At 69.3% G+C, this 24,971-nt stretch carries 20 protein-coding genes; 8 read left to right on the top strand and 12 right to left on the bottom strand.

Annotation, left to right across the window (positions count from 1 at the left end; all coding sequences use genetic code 11):
- Window positions 1–1,419, bottom strand: coding sequence for a hypothetical protein (locus ABZW60_RS29035; protein ID WP_355482115.1), 1,419 nt, complete (start codon window positions 1,417–1,419; stop codon window positions 1–3).
- Window positions 1,420–1,687: 268 nt separating this feature from the next.
- On the opposite strand from ABZW60_RS29035, the gene ABZW60_RS29030 reads away from it, so the two are divergent.
- Window positions 1,688–3,091: an ATP-binding protein gene (locus ABZW60_RS29030; RefSeq protein ID WP_355482113.1), complete on the top strand. Its 1,404-nt coding sequence runs from the start codon at window positions 1,688–1,690 to the stop codon at window positions 3,089–3,091.
- Window positions 3,092–3,185: 94 nt separating this feature from the next.
- Here ABZW60_RS29030 and ABZW60_RS29025 read toward each other — a convergent pair whose 3' ends face one another.
- From ABZW60_RS29025 to ABZW60_RS29005, 5 genes are read right to left on the bottom strand one after another with little or no spacing between them, the layout of a single operon-like run.
- A complete protein-coding gene (locus ABZW60_RS29025; protein ID WP_355482112.1) occupies window positions 3,186–4,094 on the bottom strand; it encodes a PmoA family protein in 909 nt (302 codons plus the stop codon).
- On the bottom strand, window positions 4,091–5,206 hold the full coding sequence (locus tag ABZW60_RS29020) for a Gfo/Idh/MocA family oxidoreductase (RefSeq protein ID WP_355482110.1): 1,116 nt from the start codon (window positions 5,204–5,206) through the stop codon (window positions 4,091–4,093). The genes ABZW60_RS29025 and ABZW60_RS29020 overlap by 4 nt, the downstream gene beginning before the upstream one ends.
- Window positions 5,207–5,231: 25 nt before the next feature.
- On the bottom strand, window positions 5,232–6,533 hold the full coding sequence (locus tag ABZW60_RS29015) for a sugar ABC transporter substrate-binding protein (protein ID WP_355482108.1): 1,302 nt from the start codon (window positions 6,531–6,533) through the stop codon (window positions 5,232–5,234).
- Window positions 6,534–6,552: 19 nt separating this feature from the next.
- Entirely contained in the window at window positions 6,553–7,449 is an 897-nt protein-coding gene (locus ABZW60_RS29010) for a carbohydrate ABC transporter permease (RefSeq protein WP_355482106.1), read from the bottom strand.
- Complete coding sequence (locus tag ABZW60_RS29005; protein ID WP_355482104.1) at window positions 7,439–8,362, bottom strand: sugar ABC transporter permease; 924 nt, start codon at window positions 8,360–8,362, stop codon at window positions 7,439–7,441. The genes ABZW60_RS29010 and ABZW60_RS29005 overlap by 11 nt, the downstream gene beginning before the upstream one ends.
- A gap of 181 nt (window positions 8,363–8,543) precedes the next feature.
- Here ABZW60_RS29005 and ABZW60_RS29000 point away from each other — a divergent pair, with 181 nt between their 5' ends.
- Window positions 8,544–10,292 (top strand): hypothetical protein, encoded by a 1,749-nt coding sequence (locus tag ABZW60_RS29000; RefSeq protein WP_355482102.1) that lies wholly within the window; start codon window positions 8,544–8,546, stop codon window positions 10,290–10,292.
- On the opposite strand, the gene ABZW60_RS28995 is transcribed toward ABZW60_RS29000, so the two are convergent.
- Entirely contained in the window at window positions 10,293–12,143 is a 1,851-nt protein-coding gene (locus tag ABZW60_RS28995; RefSeq protein WP_355482100.1) for a hypothetical protein, read from the bottom strand.
- 21 nt (window positions 12,144–12,164) lie between these two features.
- The gene (locus ABZW60_RS28990; protein ID WP_355482098.1) at window positions 12,165–14,381 is read right to left on the bottom strand and encodes a glycosyl hydrolase family 28-related protein; all 2,217 of its coding nucleotides are present in this window, start codon (window positions 14,379–14,381) and stop codon (window positions 12,165–12,167) included.
- 172 nt (window positions 14,382–14,553) lie between these two features.
- On the opposite strand from ABZW60_RS28990, the gene ABZW60_RS28985 reads away from it, so the two are divergent.
- The 5 genes from ABZW60_RS28985 to ABZW60_RS28965 are packed head-to-tail and all read left to right on the top strand — an operon-like array spanning window position 14,554 to window position 20,193.
- Entirely contained in the window at window positions 14,554–15,582 is a 1,029-nt protein-coding gene (locus tag ABZW60_RS28985; protein WP_355482096.1) for a LacI family DNA-binding transcriptional regulator, read from the top strand.
- Window positions 15,583–17,178, top strand: a complete 1,596-nt coding sequence (locus tag ABZW60_RS28980; RefSeq protein WP_355482094.1) for an FAD-dependent oxidoreductase — start codon at window positions 15,583–15,585, stop codon at window positions 17,176–17,178.
- A 12-nt stretch (window positions 17,179–17,190) separates the two neighbouring features.
- A complete protein-coding gene (locus ABZW60_RS28975; protein ID WP_355482092.1) occupies window positions 17,191–18,444 on the top strand; it encodes a sugar ABC transporter substrate-binding protein in 1,254 nt (417 codons plus the stop codon).
- A complete protein-coding gene (locus tag ABZW60_RS28970; RefSeq protein ID WP_355482090.1) occupies window positions 18,441–19,379 on the top strand; it encodes a sugar ABC transporter permease in 939 nt (312 codons plus the stop codon). The genes ABZW60_RS28975 and ABZW60_RS28970 overlap by 4 nt, the downstream gene beginning before the upstream one ends.
- A complete protein-coding gene (locus ABZW60_RS28965; protein ID WP_355482088.1) occupies window positions 19,369–20,193 on the top strand; it encodes a carbohydrate ABC transporter permease in 825 nt (274 codons plus the stop codon). Before ABZW60_RS28970 ends, ABZW60_RS28965 begins: the two co-directional genes overlap by 11 nt.
- Here ABZW60_RS28965 and ABZW60_RS28960 read toward each other — a convergent pair.
- The gene (locus ABZW60_RS28960) at window positions 20,190–21,716 is read right to left on the bottom strand and encodes a P-loop NTPase fold protein (RefSeq protein ID WP_355482086.1); all 1,527 of its coding nucleotides are present in this window, start codon (window positions 21,714–21,716) and stop codon (window positions 20,190–20,192) included. The genes ABZW60_RS28965 and ABZW60_RS28960 overlap by 4 nt on opposite strands.
- Before the next feature lie 130 nt (window positions 21,717–21,846).
- Between ABZW60_RS28960 and ABZW60_RS28955 the strand changes: the two genes are divergently transcribed.
- A complete protein-coding gene (locus ABZW60_RS28955; protein WP_355482084.1) occupies window positions 21,847–22,371 on the top strand; it encodes a dihydrofolate reductase family protein in 525 nt (174 codons plus the stop codon).
- Here the strand turns inward: ABZW60_RS28955 and ABZW60_RS28950 are convergent.
- The 3 genes from ABZW60_RS28950 to ABZW60_RS28940 all read right to left on the bottom strand — a co-directional run bounded on the left by ABZW60_RS28950 (window position 22,368) and on the right by ABZW60_RS28940 (window position 24,967).
- Window positions 22,368–22,841, bottom strand: coding sequence for a nuclear transport factor 2 family protein (locus tag ABZW60_RS28950; RefSeq protein WP_355482082.1), 474 nt, complete (start codon window positions 22,839–22,841; stop codon window positions 22,368–22,370). The two genes, ABZW60_RS28955 and ABZW60_RS28950, sit on opposite strands and share 4 nt — an antisense overlap.
- Before the next feature lie 56 nt (window positions 22,842–22,897).
- Window positions 22,898–24,583, bottom strand: a complete 1,686-nt coding sequence (locus tag ABZW60_RS28945) for a CHAT domain-containing protein (protein ID WP_355482080.1) — start codon at window positions 24,581–24,583, stop codon at window positions 22,898–22,900.
- A gap of 69 nt (window positions 24,584–24,652) precedes the next feature.
- On the bottom strand, window positions 24,653–24,967 hold the full coding sequence (locus ABZW60_RS28940; protein WP_355482078.1) for a CU044_2847 family protein: 315 nt from the start codon (window positions 24,965–24,967) through the stop codon (window positions 24,653–24,655).
- Window positions 24,968–24,971 lie beyond the last annotated feature (4 nt).

The raw sequence follows: 24,971 nt of genomic DNA, 5'->3' as shown, positions 1-24,971 counted from the left end.
TCAGTTCTGCGACACGAGCACGACGCCGTGCTCGGTCTGGTACTGCTCGATGTACCTGCTCGCCATCGGTTCACTGCACGCGATCGCGTCGGCGATCTTCTTGGCGGTGATCTCACCACGCTCCGGCGACCAGTCGGCCAGCAGAGCCCAGGCGCGCTGCCGCTTCACTTCCAGAGGACTCGGCTCGTCGTCGGTGGCCGCCGACTCCGCGACGACGGGCGCCGGGTCGGGCAGCACCGGCTCGACCTTCGGGGTGGTGATCAGCGCCGGGGGCTGCGGGTCCGCCGGGCCGGCGAACGGCGACGGCGGCTTGGGCTTCTCCACCATCGGCTCGGCCTTCGGCTGCGGCGCGAACGGCTTCAGCTTGCCCGCCGGACCGTTGCCGTTGCCGTTGCTGTTGCCGTTGCTGTTGCCGTTGACCACATGCTGCGGCTCGCCGGCGTCCTCGACCACGACCGCCTCCGCGACCGACTCGTCGGTCTCCGGCGGCTGGTCGACGATCGCCATCAGCTCGCCGGTCCAGGCGTCGTCGTCGCGCAGCCCGACCCCGGTGCTGTCCGCACGCCGCGGCTGTCCGCCTTCCAGCACCCAGACGGCGGCCGGCACGGCCGGACGCTCCTCGGGCTGCTCCGGCGGCGGAGAGATCGCCTTGGTCAGCTTGTTGGTGATGACCTCGTAGTTGATCCGCTCCTCGAGCATCCCGGCCAGCCGGTCCGGGTCGTACGTCGTCTCGGCGATCTTCGCCAGCCGCTCGTCCTGGTGCTCGGACCGGATGTACTCGGCAACGGTCCCGGCGATCGCCTCGCGGCGGCTCCGGTTGCGGATCTGGTGATGCGCCGCCCGCAGGCTCTCGTACAAGGTGTAGCCGTGCTCGATCGCCAGCGAACGCGCGAGCCAGGTGACGCGCGGCTCGCGGGCCCACTGCACGATGCCGTACACCGGGCCGGTGTCGCGCATCTGGCCCGCACGGCGCAACGCGTCGCGACGCCGGGCCGAGCTGTGGATCAGCCAGAGCACATAGGCGAACGCGGACAGGCCGCCGAAGCCGAAGGCCAGGAACCGCTCCTCCGGACGCCAGTGGCCGACCACGTTGAAGACGACCGCGACGAGCGCCGCGAAGAACGACATCGCCCGGTACGCGTAGGCCTGCTCGCCCTTGCGGCGGCGCAGGTCCGCGAGCGCCGCGGTGGCCACACCGCCGAGCTCGAGCACCGCGACCGCGGGCGTGACGAGGACGATCTTGAGCAGGGTCGAGAAGCCGCTGTCCGGCCACGGGATATGGGTCACGCCGGCCCAGACCTGGCCGACCAGCGCCGCGGCGGCCGCGGTCGCGTAGAAAGCGTAGGCGACTTTGTCCGCACCGGTGAGGGGTACGTTGACCAGTTCGCCAGTACTGGTTGTGCTGGTGTTCTCCTGCAAGACGTGCACTCCTGACCGGTTTGGGCTCTCCGGCAGTTCGTCGGGTGATTGGTACGGCGGCCCCCATAGCGCGCTGCACGAGGCTACCGGTTTCCGGCCCCGAAAGGGGAGGCGAATCCGGAAACGTCTCGAACCTCCCCACTCTTGTCCCGGTTCTAACCTGCGAATTCGCAACGAGCGCTTTGTTGACGAGGCAGGAATTCCAGTTCACAGCCAGGTCCCAGGAAATGCGCAGCCGGTCCGAGGGCTCGCCGCAGATGCTGAAGGCATGAGGGTCGCGGCGCGGTCGTTGAGTGTGCGGGTCGCGGCGGCGATGGTGGTGCTGGTCGCGGTGATGAGTGTCGTGATCGGTGCGCTGACGACCGCCGCGATCGGCTCGTATCTGACCGGGCAACTGGACGGCAAGGTGATGGCCGCCCAGGGCCGGGCGATGGGTGCACTGAAGAACGGTTCGTGGGGACCACCACCGGATGCGCCGCACGGGCAGGACGCCGGCACGGTCACGCTCTACACACAAGGCGGCAACGCGGCCGGCACGGTGGTCACTGCCGAGGGCAACGTCACCGATCTCGCGGACGACGTGGTCGACAAGCTCGACGACCTGACCGCCGGTCAGAGCAGCACGGTCGACCTGCCCGGCCTCGGCGAGTACCGGGTGCGCGCGGCGAGCATCGGCCAGGGCACCGTGATCACCGGGCTCCCGACCGCGGACATCCAGAACACGGTCAACAGCCTGATCGGCTGGGAGGTCTTGTTCGGCGGGATCGGCGTCCTCAGCGCGGGCGGTGTCGCGGTCGTCGTCGTACGGCGTCAGTTGCGGCCGCTGCGCCGCGTCGCACAGACCGCCCGCGAGGTGGCGTCGTTGCCGCTCGACACCGGGGAGATCGGCGTGACCGCGCGGGTGCCGGACCAGCTCACCGACGAACGGACCGAGGTGGGCCAGGTCGCCGTCGCACTCAACACGTTGCTCGGTCACATGGAAGGTGCGCTGGACGCGCGGCACCGCAGTGAGCAGCAGGTGCGGCAGTTCGTCGCGGACGCGTCACACGAGCTGCGTACGCCGCTGACCACGATCCACGGGTACGCCCAGCTGAGCCTGCACCAGCGTGATCCCGAGCTGTTCACGCACGCGATGGGCAAGGTGATGGTCGAGACGACCCGGATGGCGTCGCTGGTCGAGGACCTGCTGCTGCTCGCCCGCCTGGACGCCGGCCGGCCGCTCGACAGCCGCCCGGTCGACCTGTCCCGGCTCGCCCTCGACGCGGTCACCGACGCCAGGATCGTTGCCCCCAGCCACCACTGGGAGCTGGACCTGCCGGCCGAGCCGATCATGGTGATCGGCGACGAGCAACGGCTGCACCAGGTCCTCGCCAACCTCGTGACGAACGCGCTCCGGCACACCCCACCCGGCACCACTGTCACCGTCGCGGCCGACCGCAGCGACCACTCCGCCTTGCTCACCGTCCACGACGACGGCCCCGGCATCCCCGCCGACCTGCTGCCCAATGTCTTCCAGCGCTTCACCCGCGCCGACACCGCCCGAACGCGCGCCACCGGCGGCACCGGCCTCGGCCTGTCCCTGGCCCGATCCATCATCGAGGCCCACAACGGCACCCTCACCTTGACCTCAACCCCGGGCAGCACCAGCTTCAACCTGGCGTTGCCGGCGTGAGGCGGACCGCCAGGCCATCACAATCGCCACCCGCGACCATCGCCAGGCGGGGACGGGCCGCAGCCCACGAATTGTGATGGCCTGGAGATCCGCGTCAGCTCGCGGCGAGTGCCTTCGTGGCCTGGGCCGCGAGGGTGGCGGCGCGGTTGTCGTCGGACAGGCCGTCGGCTACCAGGACGGCGTAGCGGAGGCGGAGGGTGTCGTCGGCGGGGAACGGGAGTTCCTCGGAGAAGAACGGGGCGGGGCAGACGGCGGCGAAGTCTTCCGAGCGGACGAACCACTCGGGTGGGTGGCGGACGTTGCCGGTCGCGTCGGCGACGATGATCGTGGACGCGGTATCGGTCTCGTCCTGCCGGGCGGTGAAGCCCATCCACGGCGCGCGCTGCCCGCGGAGCTCGTCGCCGCCGCTGCCCTGCGGGGCGAGGATCGTGCCGTTGGTGAACGCCCGCGGCCCGCGCCAGAACAACCCGCCGTACCCGGCGTTCGGCCGGCCGGCGGTGGTCGGGCTGCCGATCTGGATCAGCTCGCCGGACACGTTCGTCATCGCGGTCTCGTAGACCAGCACCCAGCCGTCGTCCGCGAGCCGCGCGGTGATCGTGCGGTCCTCGTCGACGACGTGCTCGCCGCTCTGCCGGCGCCACGACAGGTGGTGCGCGAACCGGACCTCGTCGTCCGACACGTCCAGCGCCTCGACCCGGTCGTGGTCCTGCGAGCCGTTGTTGTCGCGCGGCCGGTAACCGTCCTCCTGCGCGTACGTCGGCCCGCCCCAGAAGTTGTCGTGCCCGAAGTGCGGCAGCGACCAGGACAGGCCCTTGTGCCAGAGGTGGTCCCACGGGCGGTAGACGCTGACCAGGTCACCGGTCAGCGTCCGGATCGGGTGGAAGTAGGGCCGCGGCGACTCGTACTGCGGGTCGTCCGCGTTGTAGACGTAGGTGAACAGCTCGCCACCGCCCGCCGTCACCTGGATCGACCGGTTGACGGCGTGGTTGCAGCCGAAATTCATGAACTCTCCCCTGGTGATCGCACTGCCCACGGCGCCCCGATCTCGCTGAACAACGCCAGCTCGTCCGAGGCCCGGTCGATCCACTTCTCCACGTCGAGAAGAATCGGCCGGCGCTCCAGCCCTTCGCCTTCCCACCGCACCAGCTCGCCCGGGATCTCCACCGGGTCCGCCGCCGTCCGCACCGCCTCGACGACCCGTGTGAACCCACCGGTCGCGGCCAGCGGCACATACAGCGGGACACCCGGATCAGCCCGATGCGCGAGCAGGTTCTCCAGCAGATCGGCCCGGCCGTACTTCGTGTCGCCGATCAGATCCGACTGGTACGTGAGCACCGCACGTCCCTCCGACCCGTGCACGATCACGGTCGCCTCGAGGTGCTCGACCGCGCACAGCGTGACCGCGATCAGGATCGGCGTACCGCGGCTGGTCGTGATCCGCACCGACGAGGTGTCGTCGGACTCGATCGGGTTCGCGCGGTACAGCTCGGTCTCGATCGACCGTACGTCGTCCACGCCGGTGGACCCGTCCAGCAGCAAGGCCGCCGCGGTCGCGTGTGCGAGCGGGTTGGTCACCGCGCCGTCGACGACATCGACGCCGTCGAGCCGCCGCTTGCCGGACCACCGCGCGCGCTGGAAGTACTGCGCCTTGCGCACCCACTTCCCCACCGCGCTGATCCCGCGGATCTCGCCGAGCCGGCCCTCGGCCATCATCGCGGCCAGCTTCAGCGTTGCCTCCGACGCCTGCGCCTGGAACCCGACCTGCAGCGCCCGCCCGGTCTCGGCCACCACCGCGGACAGCTGCTCGAACTCGACCATCGACGCGGTCGGCGGCTTCTCCAGCAGTACGTCGGCGCCCGCGCGCATCGCCAGCTCAGCCAGCGGGACGTGCGTCTGGATCGGCGTACAGATCACCACGACGTCGACCCGGGTCGCCGCGAGCAGCTCGTCGAGGCCGCCGAAGACCCGGACGTCCGGCGGCAGGTCGCCGCCGCCGCGGGGATCGGCGACCGCCACGAGCTCGGCCCGGCCGGCCGCCGCCAGCCGAGCCACGTTCCGGACATGGGAGGCACCGTGGCCGTGGATTCCCACCACGGCCACGCGGGCCCCCGTCATCGCCAATCAGTTGCTGTCAGCAACACTATTTGAGCTCCCCGTTGACCTCGTCCAGGAAGGCCTTGGCGGCCGCGTCCGGCGCCTGCCGGCCGAACAGCACCTCGGTCGTGTACCGCTGGATGATCTTCTCCACCTGGCCGCCGCCGACCGGCGGGGCCGGGGAGGGGTCGCCGAGGTCCTTGCCGATGTCCTGGATGAACTTCGCGGACGCGGCGTCGGCCGGCTGCAGCTTCGGCGTCACCGAAGCGCGGACCTCGGTGTTCGGCGGCACACCCCGCTCGGCGAGCAGGACGTCGCCGGCGGCGGTGTTGTTGGCGAGGTAGTTGACGAACTCGGCGGCCTCCTTCTGGTGCTTGGACCGCGCCGAGATCGACCAGAACATCGAGCCCTTGTAGTACGAACCGTTGTCGGCGGCCTTGCCGTCGGTGCTGGGGATCCGCAGCAGCTTCAGCTGCTGGCCGGTCGCCTTGCTGAAGGCCACCAGCTGGTTGCTCCAGATGAAGCTCATCGCCAGCTTGCCGGTCGCGAACGCCGACTGGTCGAGCGAGGCGTTCATGTCCTGCGAGATCGCCTCGGCCGACGGGATCGCCTTCGCGTCGCGGAGCTTCAGGACGTACTTGAAGAAGTCGGTGGTCTTCTCCGGCGAGACGCCGAGCTTGCCGTCCTTCGTCCAGAGCGACTCGCCGTTCTGCCGGGCCCACAGGTTCAGGCCGGCCTCGTTGGTGCCCAGCGGGCCGGTGCCGGTGACCTTGCCGCCGCTCTTCGTGGTGATCTCCGCGGCGATCCGGGAGAAGTCGTCCCAGGTCCAGGTGGTGTCGTCCGGGATCGCGACGCCGGCGGTCTTGAAGGCCGCCGGGTTCACCACCACCGCGAACGAGTTGATGCCGGCGTTCAGCCCGTACAGGCCGCCGTCGAACTCACCCGCGCCGAGCGTGTCCGGCTCGAACTTGCCGGTGTCCAGGCCCTGCGCCTTCTTCAGGTCGAGCAGCGCGCCGCGGTCGGCGTACTCCCGCAGGTACTTCTCGTCCATCTGGATGATGTCCGGCGCGTCGTTCGCCGCGACCGTGGTGGCGAGCTTGTCCCAGTAGCCGGACCACTCGCCGAACTCACCCTTGATCGTGACGTTCGGATGGTCCTTCTGGTAGGCGTCGATCACCTGCTGGGTGAGCTTGGTCCTGGTGTCCGATCCCCACCAGGTGAACCGGAGCGTGACCTTGCCGCCGTCGGACGCCGACGACGCTCCACCGGAGTCGCCGCCGCAGGCGCTCGCCGCGAGCAGCGTGGTGGCCAGCGCCAGGGCTGTCAGGGCGCGTGGGATGTGCCTCATGAAGTGCACCTTTCAGGGGTTACTTGATGCCGGTGGTCGCGATGCCCTTGATCAGGAACCGCTGGCCCAGCAGGAACGCGAGGAAGACCGGGACGAGGGAGACGACCGACATCGCGAACATCGAGCCCCAGGACGAGCTGGAGGTCGAGTCGACGAACGACCGCAGCGCGACCGGGACGGTGTACATGTGCGGATCGGTCAGGTAGATCAGCTGGCTGAAGAAGTCGTTCCAGGTCCAGATGAACGTGAAGATCGTCGTGGTGGCCAACGCCGGCACCATCAGCGGGAGGATGATCCGGAGGAAGATCGAGGCCTTGCCGCAGCCGTCGATCCGGGCGGCCTCGTCCAGCTCGCGCGGGATGCCGCGGATGAACTGCACCATCAGGAACACGAAGAACGCGTCGGTGGCGAGCAGCTTCGGCACCACCAGCGGCAGCACCGTGTTGATCCAGCCCAGGTTCGAGAACAGGATGTACTGCGGCACGATCACCACGTGGATCGGCAGCATGATGCTGAGCAGCATGATCGCGAACCAGAACTTCTTCGCGGTGAACTCCAGCCGGGCGAACGCGTAGGCCGCCATCGAGCAGGACACCAGGTTGCCGATGATCGAGCCGAGCACCACCAGCGCCGAGTTCAGCAGGTAGCGGGTGAACGGCTCGGTCAGCGCGTTCCAGCCGACCCGGTAGTTCTCGATCCGCAGGTCCTTCACCAAGATCCCCGGGTCGCGGAAGATCTCGTTGCCGGGGCGCAGCGAGCTGACCACCATCCAGATCACCGGGTACAGCATCACCAGCGCGGAACCGGCCAGCACGACGTGGATCACCAGCGGCCGGATCCGGGACCAGCTGACGGCCGAGGCCCGGCGGGTGGCGACGGTTCGGGTCAGCGTCTCGGTCGTCGTCTCAGTCGTCATAGAACACCCAGTACTTCGAGGCGAAGAAGTTCGCGGCGGTGAAGACCCCGATGATCACGAGCAGGAACCACGCCATCGCGGAGGCGTAGCCCATGTCGAAGTTCCCGAAGCCCCGGTCGTAGAGGTACAGCGTGAAGAACATCGTCGAGTCCGACGGCCCGCCGCTGCCCCCGGAGACGACGAACGCCTGGGTGAACGACTGGAACGCGTGGATGATCTGCAGCACCAGGTTGAAGAAGATGATCGGCGTGAGCAGCGGCAGCGTGATGCTGAAGAACCGCCGCAGGACGCCGGCCCCGTCGACCGACGCGGCCTCGTAGTACATCGTCGGGATCTGCCGGAGTCCGGCCAGGAAGATCACCATCGGCGACCCGAACGTCCAGACGTTCAGGACGACGAGCGTGCCGAGCGCGGTGCTCGGGTCGGAGATCCAGCCCTTGCCCTCGATGCCGAACACGTCCAGCACCTGGTTGAGCAGGCCGGTGGTGCCGAACACCTGCCGCCAGAGGATCGCGATCGCGACACTCGAGCCGAGCAGCGACGGCAGGTAGAACACCGAGCGGTAGAAGGCCATCCCGCGGACGCCGCGGTCCAGGACGACGGCCAGCAGCAGCGCGATCGCCAACTGCAGCGGCACCGAGACGAACACGTAGGTGAACGTCACCCGCAGCGAGTTGTGCAGCCGCTCGTCGGACAGCATCCGGGAGAAGTTCTCCAGGCCGATCCACTGCGGCGCCTGGATCAGGTTGTAGTCCGTGAAGGACAGGTACAGCGAGGCTGCCATCGGCCCGATCGTGATCAGGAACAGCCCGAGCAACCACGGCGCCAGGAACAGATATCCGGCCAGGTTGTCCTTCTTCTGACCCGCCGGTTTCTTGCCCCTCAGACTGCCCAGCTCGCCCAACGCACTCATGGTCACCACCTAGGAAAGCGCTTGCCTTGGCCGGTCAAGCTAGTACGAGAAACCGGTTTACGCAAGAGTTCACCGATGTAGCGGACGACCGGATCCGGACCGCCCGCGAGCTATTGACAGGACAAAGTTTCCGGCGCGACAGTTCTGAGCATTTGGCAACCGCTTACCGACGGAGATCCCGATGCTGCGACGTACTTTTCTCACCGGTTCGCTGACCACGGTCGCGCTCGGCGCGCTGCATCCAGGTGCGGCTCGTGCTGAGGTGGCAGCCGTGGACGAGGACTTCCTGACCCTGCTGACCGAGGCGAACCGGAAACAGATTCCGATCGTGCTCGGCAACTTTCAGAACGTTTCCGACAGTGTCCGGACCGTGGCCCGCAAGGCCCGCCGGCTGGTGTCCGGCTATGCCTGGGGACGGTCGCCGTACCATCACGACGCCTCGCTCCTCGCGGCCCTCGGTTGGCTGGTCGACCAGCTCGCCGCCCGGCAGCACGAGGACGGCCTGTACGACGTCGGCAACCTGCACTCGCCGCCGGACAGCGCTTTCGCGATCCAGGACGTGTGCATGCTGTACGCGCTGCTGGACGCGGACGGTCAGCCGGAGACCGCGTCGATGCGCGCGACGCTGGCCTCGGTGATCAAGAAAGCCGGTCCGGCGCTGGCGTCGGGCGGCGTGCACACGCCCAACCACCGGTGGGAGGTGTCCGCGGCACTGGCCCGGGCACACCACCTGTTCCCGGACCGGCGGTACGCGGCGCGGATCGAGGACTGGCTCGACGAGGGTATCGACGCGACCCCGGACGGGATCTACAGCGAGCGCAGCTCGACGTACGCGGCCGAGGTGACGAACCCGTGCCTGCTGACGATCGCGTGGCTGCGCGACAAGCCCGCCCTGCTGGACTACGTACGGCGGAACCTCGACGTGACGCTGTACCTGCTCGAGCCGAACGGCGAGGTGGACACGACCGCTTCGCGACGGCAGGACCAGAAGGGCGTGCGCGACGTCTGGTGGTACCTGACCCAGTTCCGTGAACTGGCACTGCACACCGGTGACGGCCGGTTCACGACAGTCGCCAAGAGCATCGAGGCGCGCGGGACCGGCGAGCTCGGCGACTTCCTGGCGGAGGTGCTGGAGCGGCCGGAGCTGTCCGCGGTCCTGCCGGCCGCTGCGCCGGCGCCCACGGACTTCGTGCAGCACTACCCGTCCCAGGCCTCCGTGCGGATCCGCCGCGGGGACCGGACGGCAACCGTTTTCGGCGGCACCGACTTCCACGACATCCCGGTGATCTCGTCGGGCCTGTCCACGAACCCGACGTTCTTCAAGCTCCGCAACGGTGCGGCGATCCTCGACTCGGTCCGGCTGTCGCCGCAGTTCTTCAGCACCGGACATTTCCGCAGCGAGGGACTGCGGCGGACGGCGCCCGGTACGTTCAAGCTCCAGCAGGAGGTCCAGGTTCCGTACCACCTGCCGCTCCCGAAGCGGTACCGCCGGGCCGACGGCCGCTACGCGCTGACCCCCGACGGGCGCTTCTACGCGTCCATGGGGTTTCCGCATCGTCCGAAGCAGTACCGGACCTTGCAGACCGAGATCACCGTCGTCGAGGTCGCGTCGGGCTACGACCTGACGTTCGACTTCGCCGGGGACGAGACCGGGTACGCCGTCGAGCTCTGTTTCCGGGCCGGCGGTGAGCTGACCGGCGTGCAGCAATTGGATGCTTCCGGCAACTATCAGCTGGCGACCGGGACCGGCAGCTACACGGTCGGCGCGGACCGGATCGAGTTCGGTCCGGGCAACGGCGCCGCCCGGGTCGCGATGGACCCGGGCGAGCGCTACACCTACCTGGGCGGCAGCCTCACCCCGGACGGGCTGCGCGTCTATCTGACCGGCCGGACGCCGGGGCGCCAGGTCCTGCGGCTGCGGACGTCCTGATCACGCGGTCCGCACGACGGTCTCCAGCGAGCCGTCGTGCGGAATCCGCAGCACGTGGACGCGCCGGCGCTGGTCCCGCAGGTATGTCCTCGACGACGTGCTGAGCGTCGCCGTCCGGCGGCCGGACCAGGTGATCGTGATCGTGGCGCCACCCCGACGGAGCACGACGCCGTCGGCGGTGGCCGTCCGCGTCTCGCCGTACGGCACGACGGTCCCGTCCGAGAACACCACCTCGTCGTCCGGCTGCAGCACCAGCGGGATCTGCTCGGTCGCGGCGCCGGTCGCGGTGACCCGGCGGCTGACCGAGTGCGAGCCGATGACGAGTTCGGTCGACACCGAGCCGTCGGGCGTGCGGTAGCGGACGACGTCCTTCGACGGGTAGTCAGCGACCAGGTTGCTCTCGGCATCGGCCTTGCCCGCGCGGACCGTGCCCCAGCAGCCGGTCGCGGTCTGCTGCGCGTGGATCACGGTGCCGGCGGCCGGGTGCCACAGGAATCCGGTCCCGGCCTTCACCGCGCTGCCCTGCCGCTCGCCGAAGAACGCGCCGAGGTACAGCCCCGGCCGCCGTACGTAGAGGTAGTCCTGGTTGCCGTCGTCGTCGTGACGCCGCTCGGTGAAGTTGTCGCGGCTCAGGTACGGGAGGTCGGCGATCGCGGCGCGCTTGGCGGTTCGGGTCGGCAGCGTCTCGCCGTACGGCGCGTGCGCGATGATCCGCGGCGATGTGTCCTGCTTGGCCAGGGCCGGCACCGGCGCCGGGTCGGCGGCCCACGCCTGGCGGGTCGCGGCCTTGTCCTCGCGGGAGGTGAAGAACGCGCCGAGGTTCTGTACGGCGGGGACGAAGTGCGAGCCGAGGATGCTGCGGTCCGGGTCCGGGATCACGTCGTCGTAGTACGCGACCGAGGTCCGGTCGGAGACCGCGTAGTACGTCAGCCAGCCGGAGCCGTCGGGTTCGCGGAGCAGGTTGTAGCCGAACCAGTCGGCGAACTTGCGGGTCATCGAGACCAGCAGCGGGTTCTTCGTCTGCAGGTAGAGCTCGGCCATCTCCGGCAGCATGACCTCGAAGTTGTAGTTGATGTCCATGCCGCGCGGGTCGTAGAAGAACCCGGCCGGGCTCTGCGCCCACTTCGCAACGAAGCGGATCCGGTCCTGCAACTTCAGCCACCGGGCCTGGTCGGGCAACAGCCGCAGCGTGAGTGCCGAGCCTGCGACTCCTGCGACGGCCTGGTTCGTGTACTCGAACGGGTCGTCCCAGACGACCGAGTTGCCCGGGTCCAGGTACCAGTCGACGCCCTTGCGCAGGGCGCCTTCCAACTGGGTCCGCCGGCTGGGCAGGGCGCGTGCCTGGCGCAGATTGGCCAGCGTCTTGGCCAGGTAGCCGATACCGAAACCGCTGGACGCCTTTCCGCGTTCGCCCGGGGAGTACTCCGGCCACGAGCCGTCCGGGTTCTGCAGGTCCAGGTAGTGCTGCAGTGCGGCGTCGAGCCGGCCGAGCAGCGCGCTGTCGCGGTAGTACGGGTTCCAGGCTCGTTGGTTCGCGTAGAACCAGCTGAGCGTGAAAACGTGTTCCTGCACCCGGGAGTTGTACGGCTGGGCCGGTGTCCGCCACCAGCCGCCGCCCATGAAGCCGTACGGGTCGGTGTCGACGATGTCGTTGGTCATCGGCGCGAGGATCACCAGGTACCCCGCGAACCGCTGTTCCCCCGGGGTGAACAGCCGACGGTCCGGCGCTCCGGCCGGCAGACTCGCCAGCAGCGGCAGCCCGGCGGCGTGGGCGGCCGGGGCGGCCGTCACAGCGGGGGCCAGACCGGCGCCGACGGCGCCGAGCAGCACGGTACGACGTTTGACGTGCATGTGTGAGCTCCTGAAGTAGTTTCAGCGGACGGTGAGAACGGCGAACTCGGGATCGGGCACGCTGCGGCCGCTCCGGACGTCGGCGACCGCGGCGCCCCACTGGGTGAACTCGGGTGTCTTGTCGCGGTAGCCGCGATTGCCACGGAAAACGATGTCGTGACAGTCCCGCAGCCCCACCCCGTACGGCGACGGGCCGAGCACCGTGGCGACCCGGAACAGGACGGAATTGGCGAACAGCAGATGGTGGCAGCGGTCGAGTTCGAGGGCCTGCGACCGCCAGCCGTAGATGTGGTCCTCGGTCTGCAGCCCGAAGAACTGCCAGCCGGAAACCTGCCGGAGGACGACCTCACGGTGCTGGTGGTGCTCGATCGACAGTTCGTACGCCGACGTCGGTAGTGCCGACTGCTCGACGAGCAGCCCGTTGTCGGCCCAGCCGTTCGAACTCCAGATGTTCGACAGCACTCCCCCGCCGCCGCGGACCCAGACGCCGTACTTGTGTTTCCCCTTGTACGTGTAGCCGGGGTCGCCGCCCGGCACGTTGTCCGGGTGCCACTTCACGAACTGGGTGGCGATGTCGGCGAGGTACGACCCGCGGCCGGACCGCCAGCTGACGTTGACCGCGCCGGGCGTGTTCCGGGCCGTGTCCAGGCCGAGGCCGTGGACGATGGTGCGTCCGCCCGGCGGCGTCTCGACCAGTGCGCGCGGCCGCTCCGGATCACCGAAGTACGCCGTTCCGTCGGGGGTGCGCAGCCACGTCTGGCGGGGATGCAGGCCGATCAGGTTCGAGCCCTGGCGCAGCCGCAGCGTCCCGGCCAGCAGGTACTCGCCGATCGGTACGAACACGTTGTCGTGCCGGTCCACGGCCGCCTGGAAGACGGGAAGATCGTCAGCACCCGCGCCGACGGTCCGGCCCATCCGGGCGGCCACGTCCGCGACGCTGACCCAGGTCGTCACGCTCGGCAGGTCCGGAACGTCGGTCCTCAGCACATCGCGGTCGGGCGCGCCCTGCGACCTCACCACGCCGAAGGTCCGCGCCTCGCGCGCCGACAGCGCATCGGTGATCCGCAGTCCGTAGCTGAGGTCGATACCGCCGTCGCGGGCCGGCGTCCGGCGACCGCTCTGCGCCAGCGTGAGGATTGTCGGGGTCCGGCGTACGACGCTGTTGACCAGGTTGAGCTGGTTGCTGTTGAGGATCCGCGGATCGCCCGCCCCGGGCACCTGATCGCTGTCGTTCATGACGATGCCCTCGGCAACAGTGTCGAGGACGCAGCCGTGCAGGTAGAGGTGCAGGAACTGGGCCGGGACGCACTCGACGCCGCGGGGCGCGTCGGCCAGGACGGTGCGGACGAGCACCAGTTTGGCGTCGTTGTTCGCCCGGACGGCGGTCTCGCGCTGACCGGTGAAGCGGCAGTCCAGCAGCGTGGTCGGCCAGCCGGCGGAGGCGGCGTACGCGGTGAAGCCGACCGCGCCGCCGCGGACGCGGACGCGCTGGATCAGGTTCGCGTTGTGGTCGATGCCGGCCCAGCCGTCGCCCACGTCGAGGTCGAGGTCCTGCAGCAGGCAGAGTTGCGCGCCGCCGAACCGGACCGCGATCGCCCGCGGATTGCCGGCGCCGATCTCGATGTCCACGTTGATCAGGCCGGATCCGAACGTGTCGTTGTTCGCGTACGTGACCGGGCCGCCGACCGGGCGGCGCCGGAACGAGAAGACGTCACGCGGCGCGGTGCCGGCGTACCCCGGGCTGTTCGGCGCGAGCACGAACCGCGGGCGGGACGGGCCGAAGCCGATGATGCGGACCGAGTCGTGCACGTCGATCGGCGCCGACAGCGTGTAGGTCCCGGGCGGTACGAACACCACGCCGCCGCCGTCGCCGAGCGGGAAGTCGCGGGCGCCGCCGAGGATGTCGCCGAGCCGGTTGGCGATCCCGCGCCGGGACGCCTCGTCGACCGCGGCCTGCAGCGCGCCGGTCGCGTCCGCGCCGGCCTCGAAACCCGGTGAGCCGAGGACGACCGCGGTCGGGTCCGGCGGACAGGCGTCGTACGCCGACCCGAAGCCCGGCACCGACCCGACGCCGGATGACGGCCCGAGGTCGAGCACGTTCGGCGACGCCGCGGGCGGGAACGCCGCGCCCGGTGACGCGGCGGCCGGCGAGGCTGCGGCCGGCTGGAGGCCGGCGGGGACGAAAGGTGCGGCGACGGTGGCGGCGGCCAGGCCGGTGAAGTGGCGGCGACTCAGCATGGACGCTCTCCTCGCGACGATCGGGACTGCGGCGAGTTTTCTGCGCCGCACCAGCCGTGGTCAAGACCTCGGCTTTAGTAATCCGAATTAGCAGCACCACCGAGCTCTTGACGCCGCTCCGGGACCTGTTCTAATGTCCCCGGCAATCCGTATTACTGCGAAGGATCGATCGATGCCGGACAAGGCGACCGCCCGACTCACCCAGCGCGACATCGCGCGGCTGGCCAAGGTCAGCCAGACCACGGTCTCGCTGGTGCTGAACAACCGCAGCGACGCGAGTGCGCGGATCCCGGCCGAGACCCGCGACCGGGTGCTGAAGGTGATCCGCGAGACCGGCTACCAGGCCGACCCGCTGGCCCGCCGGATGACCAAGCAGCGCAACCAGATCCTCGGCGTGTTCACCTACGAGTCGGTGTTCCCGAGCGCGAGCGGCGACTTCTACCACCCGTTCCTGGCCGGTATCGAGGACCGCGCCGAGCGGCTCGGCTGGGACCTGCTGCTCTTCACCAGCGCTCCGGTGACCGACGGCCACCGGCGGATCTTCCACGAGAACAACCGGCTCCGGATCGCCGACGGCTGCCTGCTGCTCGGGCGTGAGATCCCGGCCGACGAGCTGGCCCGGTTGATCGCCGAGGACTACCCGTTCGTCTCGGTCGGCCGCCGCGACGACGCCGGCGGCCCGGTGCCGTACGTCGGCGCCGACTACGGCACGGCCACCCGGACGGTCGCGGAGCGGGCGCAGGCGCTCGGTCACCGGCGGATCGCGTTCGTCGGGCTGGGCGTCGGCGCCGAGTCGTCGGCCGACCGGCTGCGCGGCTTCCGCGCGGCGGCCGGCCCGCGCGCACCGCACCTGCCGACCCTCGACCGCTCGCCGGGCGAGGTGCTCGACGACCTGCTGGACCGCCGGATCACCGCCGCGTTCGTCGAGGAGCGCGCCGACGCCATCGCGTTGTACGCCGCGGCCGCCGAGCGCGGCGTCGACGTACCGGGCGACCTGTCCGTGGTCGCGCTCGGCGACGCGACCCGGGCCGCGGCCAGCGACCTGGACTTCAGCGGCTTCCACGTCCCGCGGCGGGCGATGGGCGTCCGCGCGGTCGAGCTGCTCGAGGCGGTCCTCAGCGGGACCGCCACCGAGCAGCAACTGCTGCTGCCCTGCGAACTGACCGACGGAATCACACTCACTCCACCCGAAGGTGCCTGAATGCATACCGATGTACTTGTGATCGGCGGCGGACTCGGCGGCGTCGCCGCGGCTCTGGCCGCGCTGCGTGCCGGCCGCTCGGTGATCATGACCGAGGAGTTCGACTGGCTCGGCGGCCAGCTGACCAGCCAGGCCGTCCCGCCGGACGAGCACACCTGGGTCGAGCAGTTCGGCGTCACGGCGTCGTACCGGGCGCTGCGCGACGGCATCCGTGACTACTACCGCCGCCACTACCCGCTGACGGAGGCGTCGCGCGCCGCCGCCCAGCTCAATCCGGGCGCCGGCTACGTGTCCAAGCTGTGCCACGAGCCACGCGTCGCGCTCGCGGTGCTGGAGGCCATGCTCGCGCCGTACCGGGCCGGTCGCCGGCTCCAGGTCCTGCAGCCGTACCGTCCCGTCGCCGCGGACACGGACGGCGACCGGGTCACCGCGGTCACCGTGCAGCACCGCGACACCGAGGAGCGGCTGACGCTCACCGCGCCGTACATCCTCGACGCGACCGAGACGGGCGAGCTGCTGCCGCTGACCGGGACGGAGTACGTCACCGGCTTCGAGGCGCAGAGCCAGACCGGCGAGCCGAGTGCGCCCGCCGAGGCGCAGCCGCTGAACATGCAGGCGGTCTCGTACTGCTTCGCGGTCGACCACGTCGACGGAGATCAGGTCGGGGACAAGCCGGCGAACTACGCGTTCTGGCGGAACTACCAGCCGTCGTTCTGGGGTGATCGGCTGCTGTCCTGGACGGCCCCGAACCCGCGCACCCTGGAGAGCTCGCGGCGGACCTTCACCCCCAACCCCGACGACGATCCGCTCGCGGTGGTCGCCGACCAGCGGCGGACCGGTGGTGACACGAATCTGTGGACGTTCCGCCGGATCGCCGCTCGCCGGCACTTCGTCCCGGGGACGTACGCGAGCGACATCTGCCTGGTGAACTGGCCGATGATCGACTACTTCGAGGGCCCGGTGATCGATGTGCCGGACGCGGCGAAGCATCTGGCGGCGGCGCGTGAGCTCTCGCAGTCCGTTCTGTACTGGCTGCAGACCGAGGCCCCGCGACCCGACGGCGGAACAGGTTTTCCGGGACTGCGGTTGCGGGGCGATCTGGTCGGCTCCGCGGACGGTCTGGCGCAGGCGCCGTACATCCGTGAGTCGCGGCGGATCAAGGCCGAGTACACGATCGTCGAGCAGGACCTGTCGGTCGCCGTCCGCGGTGAGCACGGCGCGGTCGAGTACGACGACAGCGTCGGCGTCGGCATGTACCGGATCGACCTGCACCCGTCGACCGGCGGCGACAACTACATCGACGTGGCGAGCAGTCCGTTCCGGATCCCGCTCGGCGCGCTGCTCCCGGAGCGGGTGGAGAACCTGCTGCCCGCGAACAAGAACCTCGGCACCACGCACATCACCAACGGCTGCTACCGGCTGCACCCCGTCGAGTGGAACATCGGCGAGGCCGCCGGCGCGCTCGCGGCGTACTGCCTCGACCGCGGCGTCGCGCCGCGGGCGGTCCGCAACACCCCTGCCCTGCTCGCCGGGTTCCAGGACCGTCTGGTTGCTCAGGGCATCGAACTCGCCTGGCCGGCCGTCGCCGGCTACTGATGGAGGACTCCCATGAAGATCCTGACAGCGGCATTGACCGCCACGGCGCTGCTGGCGGCAGCGGCTTGTGGCGGCGGCGGTGACGGCGGGTCCGGCTCCGGTGACAGCGGGCCGATCGACCTGCGGATGACGATCTGGAGCGCGAACGCCAAGCACGTCGCGCTGTTCGACCAGATCGCCGCCGCCTACAAGAAGGACCACCCGGAGATCGGCAGGATCACCTTCGAGTCGGTCCCGTTCGACAGCTACACGACCACACTGACCACGCAGATCGGCGGCGGCAACGTGCCCGACCTGGCGTGGATCTTCGAGAGCAACGCGCCGGACTTCGTCAGCTCGGGCGCGCTCGAGCCGATCGACAAGGACGCCGACCTGCTGCCGAGCACGACGGCCAACTGGGAGAAGGACGGCAAGCTGTACGCGTACCCGTTCTCCACCTCGCCGCTGGGGGTGTTCGTCAACACCGACCTGGTGAAAGCGGCGGGGCGGCCGGCTCCGGCCCAGCAGATCGCCTCGGGGACGTGGACCTGGGAGGAGGCCGCGAAGACCGCTGCCGCCGTGCAGGCCCGCGGCAAGGGCGGCGTCGTGGTCGGCGACTTCGACTACAAGGGCTGGGACACGCTGAACGCGATCTGGGCCGGCTGGGGCGCACGGCCGTGGAGCGAGGACGGCAAGACCTGCGAGTTCGACCAGCCGGCGATGGTGGACGCGATGACGTTCGTCCACAAGCTGATCTTCACCGACAAGGGGATGCCGGGTCCCGGCGTCACGAAGGACTTCTACGCCGGCGACTCGGCGATGGTCGTGACGCAGATCAGCCGCGCCGCGCTGCTCGAGAAGGCCAAGTTCCAGTGGGATCTGGTGCCGCTGCCCAAGGGCCCGTCGGGTGAGTACTCCGTCGTCGGGCAGGCCGGGATCGGTGTCTTCAAGCGCGGCAAGCACGCCGACGCCGCCAAGCAGTTCCTGGCGTACTTCAGCAACGCGGAGAACTCGGCCAAGCTCGCGCAGTTCTTCCCGCCGCCGCGCAAGTCCCAGCTGAACTCGGCCACGCTCGCCAAGGCGAACCCGCTGCTCAAGCCCGCCCAGCTGGACAGCGTTGTGGTCAAGGGCATCGAGAACGGCACGATCAAGCCCAGCCACACCGGGTACGCCGAGGTGCAGCAGACCGTCCGCGCCGCGCTCGACCCGCTGTGGAAGCCGGACGCCGACGTCAAGACCGTGCTGTCCGGCGTCTGCTCGAAGATCAACCCCCTGCTGGCGAAATGACCCTGCTCCTCGACAAGCCGGCGCCCTCCGTGGCGCCGGCGGAGCGTGCGCCGTACTGGACGATGCGGCGGCGGGACACGCTGGCCGGTTGGCTGATGGTCCTGCCGCAGCTCGCCGGGATCGTCGCCTTCGTTCTCGTGCCGCTCGGGCTGGTGGTCTGGTACAGCGTGCACGAGTGGAACGTGCTGGGCGGGACGTTCGAGTTCGTCGGCGGCGACAACTACGCGGCGCTGGCGTCCGACACCCGGCTGGGGCCGGTGCTCAGGGCAACAGGTCTGTTCTCGGTCGGCCTGGTCGTGCTGAACCTCAGCCTCGCGCTGTTCCTGGCCGTGCTGCTGAACCAGAAACTGCGCGGAACGGTGGTTTTCCGGACCTTGTTCTTCTCGCCGGTCGTGGTGACGCTGGTCGCCTGGACGATCGTCTGGGGTTTCCTGCTCCAGGACAACGGCGGAATCAACGGTTTCCTGGATTTCCTGGGCATCGACGGGCCGAACTGGCTGCGCTCCGGCGGTACGGCGATGGCGTCGGTGATCGTCGTCCAGCTGTTCAAGAACGTCGGCCTGAACATGGTGCTGTTCCTGGCCGCGCTGCAGGGCGTCCCGGCCGAGCTGTACGAGGCCGCCCGGATCGACGGCGCGTCCGCATGGGCCCGGTTCCGGCGCGTGACCGTACCGCTGATCAGCCCGACGATCCTGCTGACGATGATCCTGACCATCGTCGGATCGCTGCAGGTGTTCGCGCAGATCGCCGTCCTGACCCAGGGCGGGCCGGAGACGTCGACGACGGTGCTCGTCTACTACCTGTACCAGCAGGCGTTCCAGTTCCATCACTTCGGGTACGGCGCGACGCTCTCGCTGCTGCTGTTCTTCATCGTCCTGGTGCTGACGGTGGTCCAGTGGCGGATGCGCAAGAGGTGGGTTTTCCATGAGGCTTAAGCTGGCGCTGTACGGCGTACTGCTGGTGTGCTGTGTGCCGTTCGTGTTCCCGATCTGGTGGATGGCGACGACGTCGCTGAAGCCGGTGTCCGAGATCTTCGCGTTCCCGCCGTCGCTGCTGCCGGGGTCACCGACGCTCGACGCGTATCGCCAGGTGTTCGAGCTGCAGCCGTTCGGCCGGCAGTACCTGAACAGCCTCTACATCGCGCTGCTCGTGACCGTCGGGACGCTGGCCGTGTCGGCGCTGGCCGGGTACGCGTTCGCGCGGATCCGGTTCCGCGGTGCCGGGATCGTGTTCGTGATCGTGCTGAGCGGCCTGCTGGTGCCGAACGAGGTGACGATCATCCCGCTGTACCGGATGTTCGACGCGTTCGGCCTGGTGGACACGCACTGGCCGCTGATCCTGATCCCGATGCTCGGCGCGCCGAGCGTGCTGGCGACGTTCATCATGCGGCAGTTCTTCATCACGCTGCCGAACGAGCTCGAGGAGGCCGGCCGCGTCGACGGGCTGGGACGCTTCGGCCTGTTCTGGCGGATCTGCCTCCCGCTGGCCCGGCCCGCGGTCGGCGCGGTGGCGATCTTCACCTTCCTGCACAGCTGGAACCTCTACCTCGAGCCGATCGTGTTCCTGTCCTCGAAGCAGAAGTTCACGGTCCCGCAGGCCCTCACCCAGTACGTCGACGCGTACGGCGGCCCGATGTGGAACACCCAGCTCGCCGCCGCGACCCTGTCCGCCCTACCCGTCCTGATCATCTTCGTCCTGGCCCAGCGCCAGTTCGTCGAAGGCCTCGCCCAGACAGGGCTTAAGGGCTAGCCGTAGTCACGCTCAGCCTCTGGCGGCAGCTTCCGGATCCTTCGCGCGCCCTTGTTCGTCCGCCGCCGCAGGACCGCGAAGTTGCCGATCAGGTCGAGCGCTTCGGGCAGGGCCTTCGTCAGCCACAAGGACAGCCCGAGTGACCATCGGTTGTTCACGTCCTTGACCTCGAACCGGAGGACAGTCTTGCCGATCCGCACGCGGTGGTACGGCAGGTTCTTGTGCAGATAGACCCCGGCCGTGCGCGCGGACTCGGTGAAGCCTGTCTGCAGCAGGACCTCCCGGATCTCCCTGGCCGCCGTGTCGCGGAGGTCCTGGGCGCTGACGTGCGAGACGTCGTACTCACCGGTCTGGAAACCGCTGACGGACTCGGGCTGCGCCACCGACTCGGTCAGGTGCAGCACCGCGCTGAGCTCCTCGACGCGGGGCGCCGGGTCGAAGAACGCCTTCGCGTACCTGACCAGATCGGGTTGGTCGGTCGACTGCAGCGTGGTCAGCGGATCGTCGTCCTCGGAGTACACGGCTTCCGTCAGGTCCTGGTACTCCGCCGGCCACCGCAGCTGCAGCCCGACGAGGCCGGCGATCAGCCGAGGGGTCGCCGAGATCGTGCGGATGCCGGCGATCCGGAGCAGCAGCAGGAACGAGTTGATGAAGCGCTTGACCTGCCGCGGGTTCACCGCCAGCCCCAGCGTGGCGACGTCGTACGCGATGCCACCGAAATCGTCCGGCAGCGAGCCCTTCGGCGGGCTCCATCCGGGCACCAACTGCTCCAGGAAAACGCCGGACTGGATGTCCAGCCGCGGCACCCGGAACGGGACCTGCACCATCTTCTCGATGAACACGTGCCCCGACGCGTACGGGTACTTCGCGGTCACCGCGCGGACCAGGACGTCGTAGTCGAGCGCCAGGACGAACACGAACCCCGGCACGTCCAGCACCAGGTTGATCGCCTCCAGCAGCGACACCACCTTGTCCGGCGAACACCGGTCCAGATCGTCGACGAGCACCACGATCCGGCGTTTTCCGAGCGCGCCGGCGATCGCCTTCAGGTCCTGGTACGGCCGCACATAGGCCGAGTCCAGCGCGGCGACGTACCCCTCGTCGCGCGCCGCCGGTGCGAACGCCGCGCCGGGATCCACCTTCACGGGGCCGAGGCTGATCGTCACGCTGCGGACCACCGACGCCAGCGCCGAGCGGACCTTCTCGGTCAGCTTCGGGTCGTTCAGCTCCGGGCTGGCGCTGTAGATCGCGTTCAGCATCGGTACGACGATGTGCTCGGCCCGCTCGTACCGCCAGGCGTCGAACGGGACCGTCAGCACGCCGGCGTCCTTCGCGAGCTCGGCCCGGATCGCGTTCAGCAGCGAGGACTTCCCGCTGCCCCAGGACCCGTAGATACCCACGGTGAACTGCGGCGGCGACCCACCCCGGATCGCCGACGCGATCGCCTCCGCGTACGCCTGGAACCCCATCGTCGGCTGCTCGCTCGGCGTGTCAGCCACGATCGGCAACAACTCAGCCGCCACCGTCCCTCCCCGCTTGCCATTGTGCCGACCTGCCACCGGCAGGGGAACGCCTCGCCGCGCCCGAGTCGGTCCCGGTGTCGGCTCCGGTGTCGGCTCCGGTATCCCGGCGGCCGCGTGGAAAAATAGGCCTGTGAGTTTCCATGCGGCCGCGTTCATCGCCACCAGCCTCGACGGGTACATCGCCCGGCCCGACGGTTCCATCGACTGGCTCACCAGCCGGGCCGAGCACGCCGGCGAGACCGGGTACGACGAGTTCCTGGCCTCGGTGGACACCGTCGTCCTCGGGCGCAACACCTACCAACTGGCGTGCACCTTCGACAGCTGGCCGTACGAAGGCAAGCAGGTCGAGGTCCTCAGCACCACCCTCGACCCGGACACCGACGACCGCATCCTCGTCCACCGCACCCTGAACGCCCTGGTCGAGACCCTCAACGACCGCGGCGCCCAACGCATCTACGCCGACGGCGCCGCCACCATCCAGACGTTCCTCGCCGCCGGGCTGCTGAACGAGCTCACCATCACCACGGCACCCGTCCTCCTCGGCACCGGCATCCCGCTGTTCGGCCCGGTCCCCGGCGACATCCCCCTCACCCACAACGCCACCCGCACGTTGAAGGCCGGTTTCACCCAGTCCGACTACTCGGTCGTGCGCTAGAGGAACCGCGGGGCGAGGCGGTCCGCCGTACGGAACGCGAACGCGAGCGGCCGGGCCAGGCACGCCACCAGCCCACCGACGAGCGGCCCCCGACGCCGGGCGGAGACCCGCGGCGGCAGCGTCGCGAACAGCGTGGCCAGCGCCGGGAGCGGCCGGATGAACACCGTCAGCTCGGCGATCCTGCCCTGATCGTCGGTCCGCACGAGATTCGTCGCCTCCAGCCCGACGCCGCGGATCCGCGCACGGAACGAGAACACCTGCCGGTCGCCGTACTCGAGCGGCTCACTCGTCCTGATGTCCTCGAGCACCGCGAAGATGTCGCGATGCAACGCGACGACCTCGTCCCGGCCCACGAACGTCAGCCGATCCGTCAACGGCGAATGAAACACCACCTCATCCGCCAGCAACGCACCGACCGCCTCGGCATCGCCCTGCTCCCCCGCCGCCCGCAACCCATCGATCGCCTTCATGCTGCCCGACAGAACCAACCAGACTTGAGGAAGTCAAGCGACCCGCTCGGCCGCGGTCAGCGCGGCGGAAGCTTGACCACCAGGGTGCCCGCTACACGATCGTGCCAGCCTTGGTGGAGTTCGGACTTGTCCCACAACAGTGATGCGTAGAGGACCGCCGCACCGACCAGACAGGCTACCCACGCGAGGAACTGGACGAACCAACGCAGGAGCGATTCCGTCCAGCCGACCGGCCGGCGGTCGCGGCGACGGACAACCTTCAAGCGGAGAACGTATTTACCGAGCGTGCATCCCCAGAGCGCGGTGAGCACGATCTCGTAGATCGCGACGGTCGCAGCTAAGACGCCGAAGCGTAGCCAGTCATCGGTGTCCAGTTCCCCGCCATCGGCCGAGGGAGCCAGGAACAAGATCAGGATCAGGTAGAGGCTCAGATCAATGAGCTTGGCGAGAAGACGGTCCCGCACCTCGGCAATCACCGGCTGCGTGGCCGGCTCCGTCTGCTGTTTCCGATCACGGGCGTACAGCAGACGTCGTGCCGTGTCCGGATCGTTGTCGCCGGCCGCCGTCAACTGCTCGAGCGCGGCGATGGCGTCGTTCCAGCGGTCCTGTTCCAGCGCAAGCGCGGCAGCGCGGTTCCACTCGGCGAACTGCCGGCGACGCTGCTCGGACGGATCATCGACAGGAGGGGGCGGAGCTGGCGGAGGGTCCGAGGCTTCCTCGAAAATGGTGCCGTCCGGGGAGCGGAGATAGATGACGGGGGTGGCCCACTCGACATCGTTCTCCGCGGCGAAGATCGCCTTCCTGGCTTCGACGACGGCCACGTCGGCCGGCAGCAGGTCGGCAACAGCCTCGTAGAAGGACTGGCTGAACACCACGGCCGCCGGATCCGAGATCTCGAACTGCATGGCGATCACCGCAGGCACGCCCTGCCGCACAAGTGCCTGCGCCACACCGCCGAACGGGTCGTCGACGGAGCTTCGGGCACCCTCGCAGGCGTTGAGTACCACCAGCCGGAGCGATCGGTATCCACGGAGCATCGTTCCGAGGTCGCGACCGGTGACCAGCCGAGCCCGCCCGGTCTCGTCTTCGAGGACGAGCGCCCCGTCGTCGGCGTCCTCGTCGTACAAACCATGACCGACGAAGTGCAGCACGTGGTACTGCTGCTGACGCATCGGACGTTGCAGTGCCGCGAGCGAGCCGACCGGCAGGCGGTCCAGTTGGACCATCCCCCGGGCGATCAGGTGGCTGAGTGATGTTTGGAGCTTGTCCCACTCCTCCTCGTTCTGCAGCCCCGGCACATCGCTGGGCGCGGAGAGCATCGCCAGGATCCGCAACGGCGGACGGACCGGAAACGGCGGGACGGATCTGGGCATCGCGACGTACCGCACCAGCGGCGTCTCCGGGGACAGGCACAGGAATCCGTACTCCCGTGCGTAGAGGAACTCCCACGGGATGTTCTCCAGCGGAGCCGCCACCCGGAGACGCAGGCGAAGGCCGGCGTCAGCGTCCTCGGCGGCTGTGAGGCTGCGCTCCAGGCAAGTCCGCACGCTGCCCGTGAACACGGCGTCGAACAACTGGCCGCCGAAGTCCTCCAGCAGCCGCTGCTCGACAGACTCGAGACGTCGTACCCTTCGACGCGTCGAGCTGACCGATCCCGTGATCTTCAGGACCAGAATCTCCAGATCCTGCTCGGTGAAGGGAAGCGCGAAGGTGCCCTCGGCCTCTCCGGCCGGCGAGGCCATGATCCTGGCGCGGTACCCGTCGCCCTCGGTCTCGATCGCGAGGTCGAAGTTCAGCAGCGCTTGCATGGTTCAGCCCTCGCGGCTCCGCCACGTCACGGTGATCTTGAAGTTCGCCTGCGCCGCGGCCGACGCGATGAACGCCCCCGTCTGCGCACTCAACTGCAACCCGAACTCGATCCCGACCTCGTCCGGCGCGTCGTCCAGCCCCCGCAACCGAGCAATCAAACTCCGCGCAGCCGGCGCCACCACCGACGTCGCCTCCTCGAACGTCCGATCCGCCTCCTCGACCAGCACCGCCCGATCCTTCCCGATCCCCCGCATCGCCGGCCCGCCGTCATCAACCTCGACCAGCATCGTCCCGCCCCGATCCAACGAAAACTCCACAAGC

Origin of the sequence: Kribbella sp. NPDC003557, from assembly GCF_040610805.1 — a bacterium.
Taxonomy (GTDB): domain Bacteria; phylum Actinomycetota; class Actinomycetes; order Propionibacteriales; family Kribbellaceae; genus Kribbella.
This window is presented reverse-complemented; position numbering and strand designations above follow the sequence as displayed.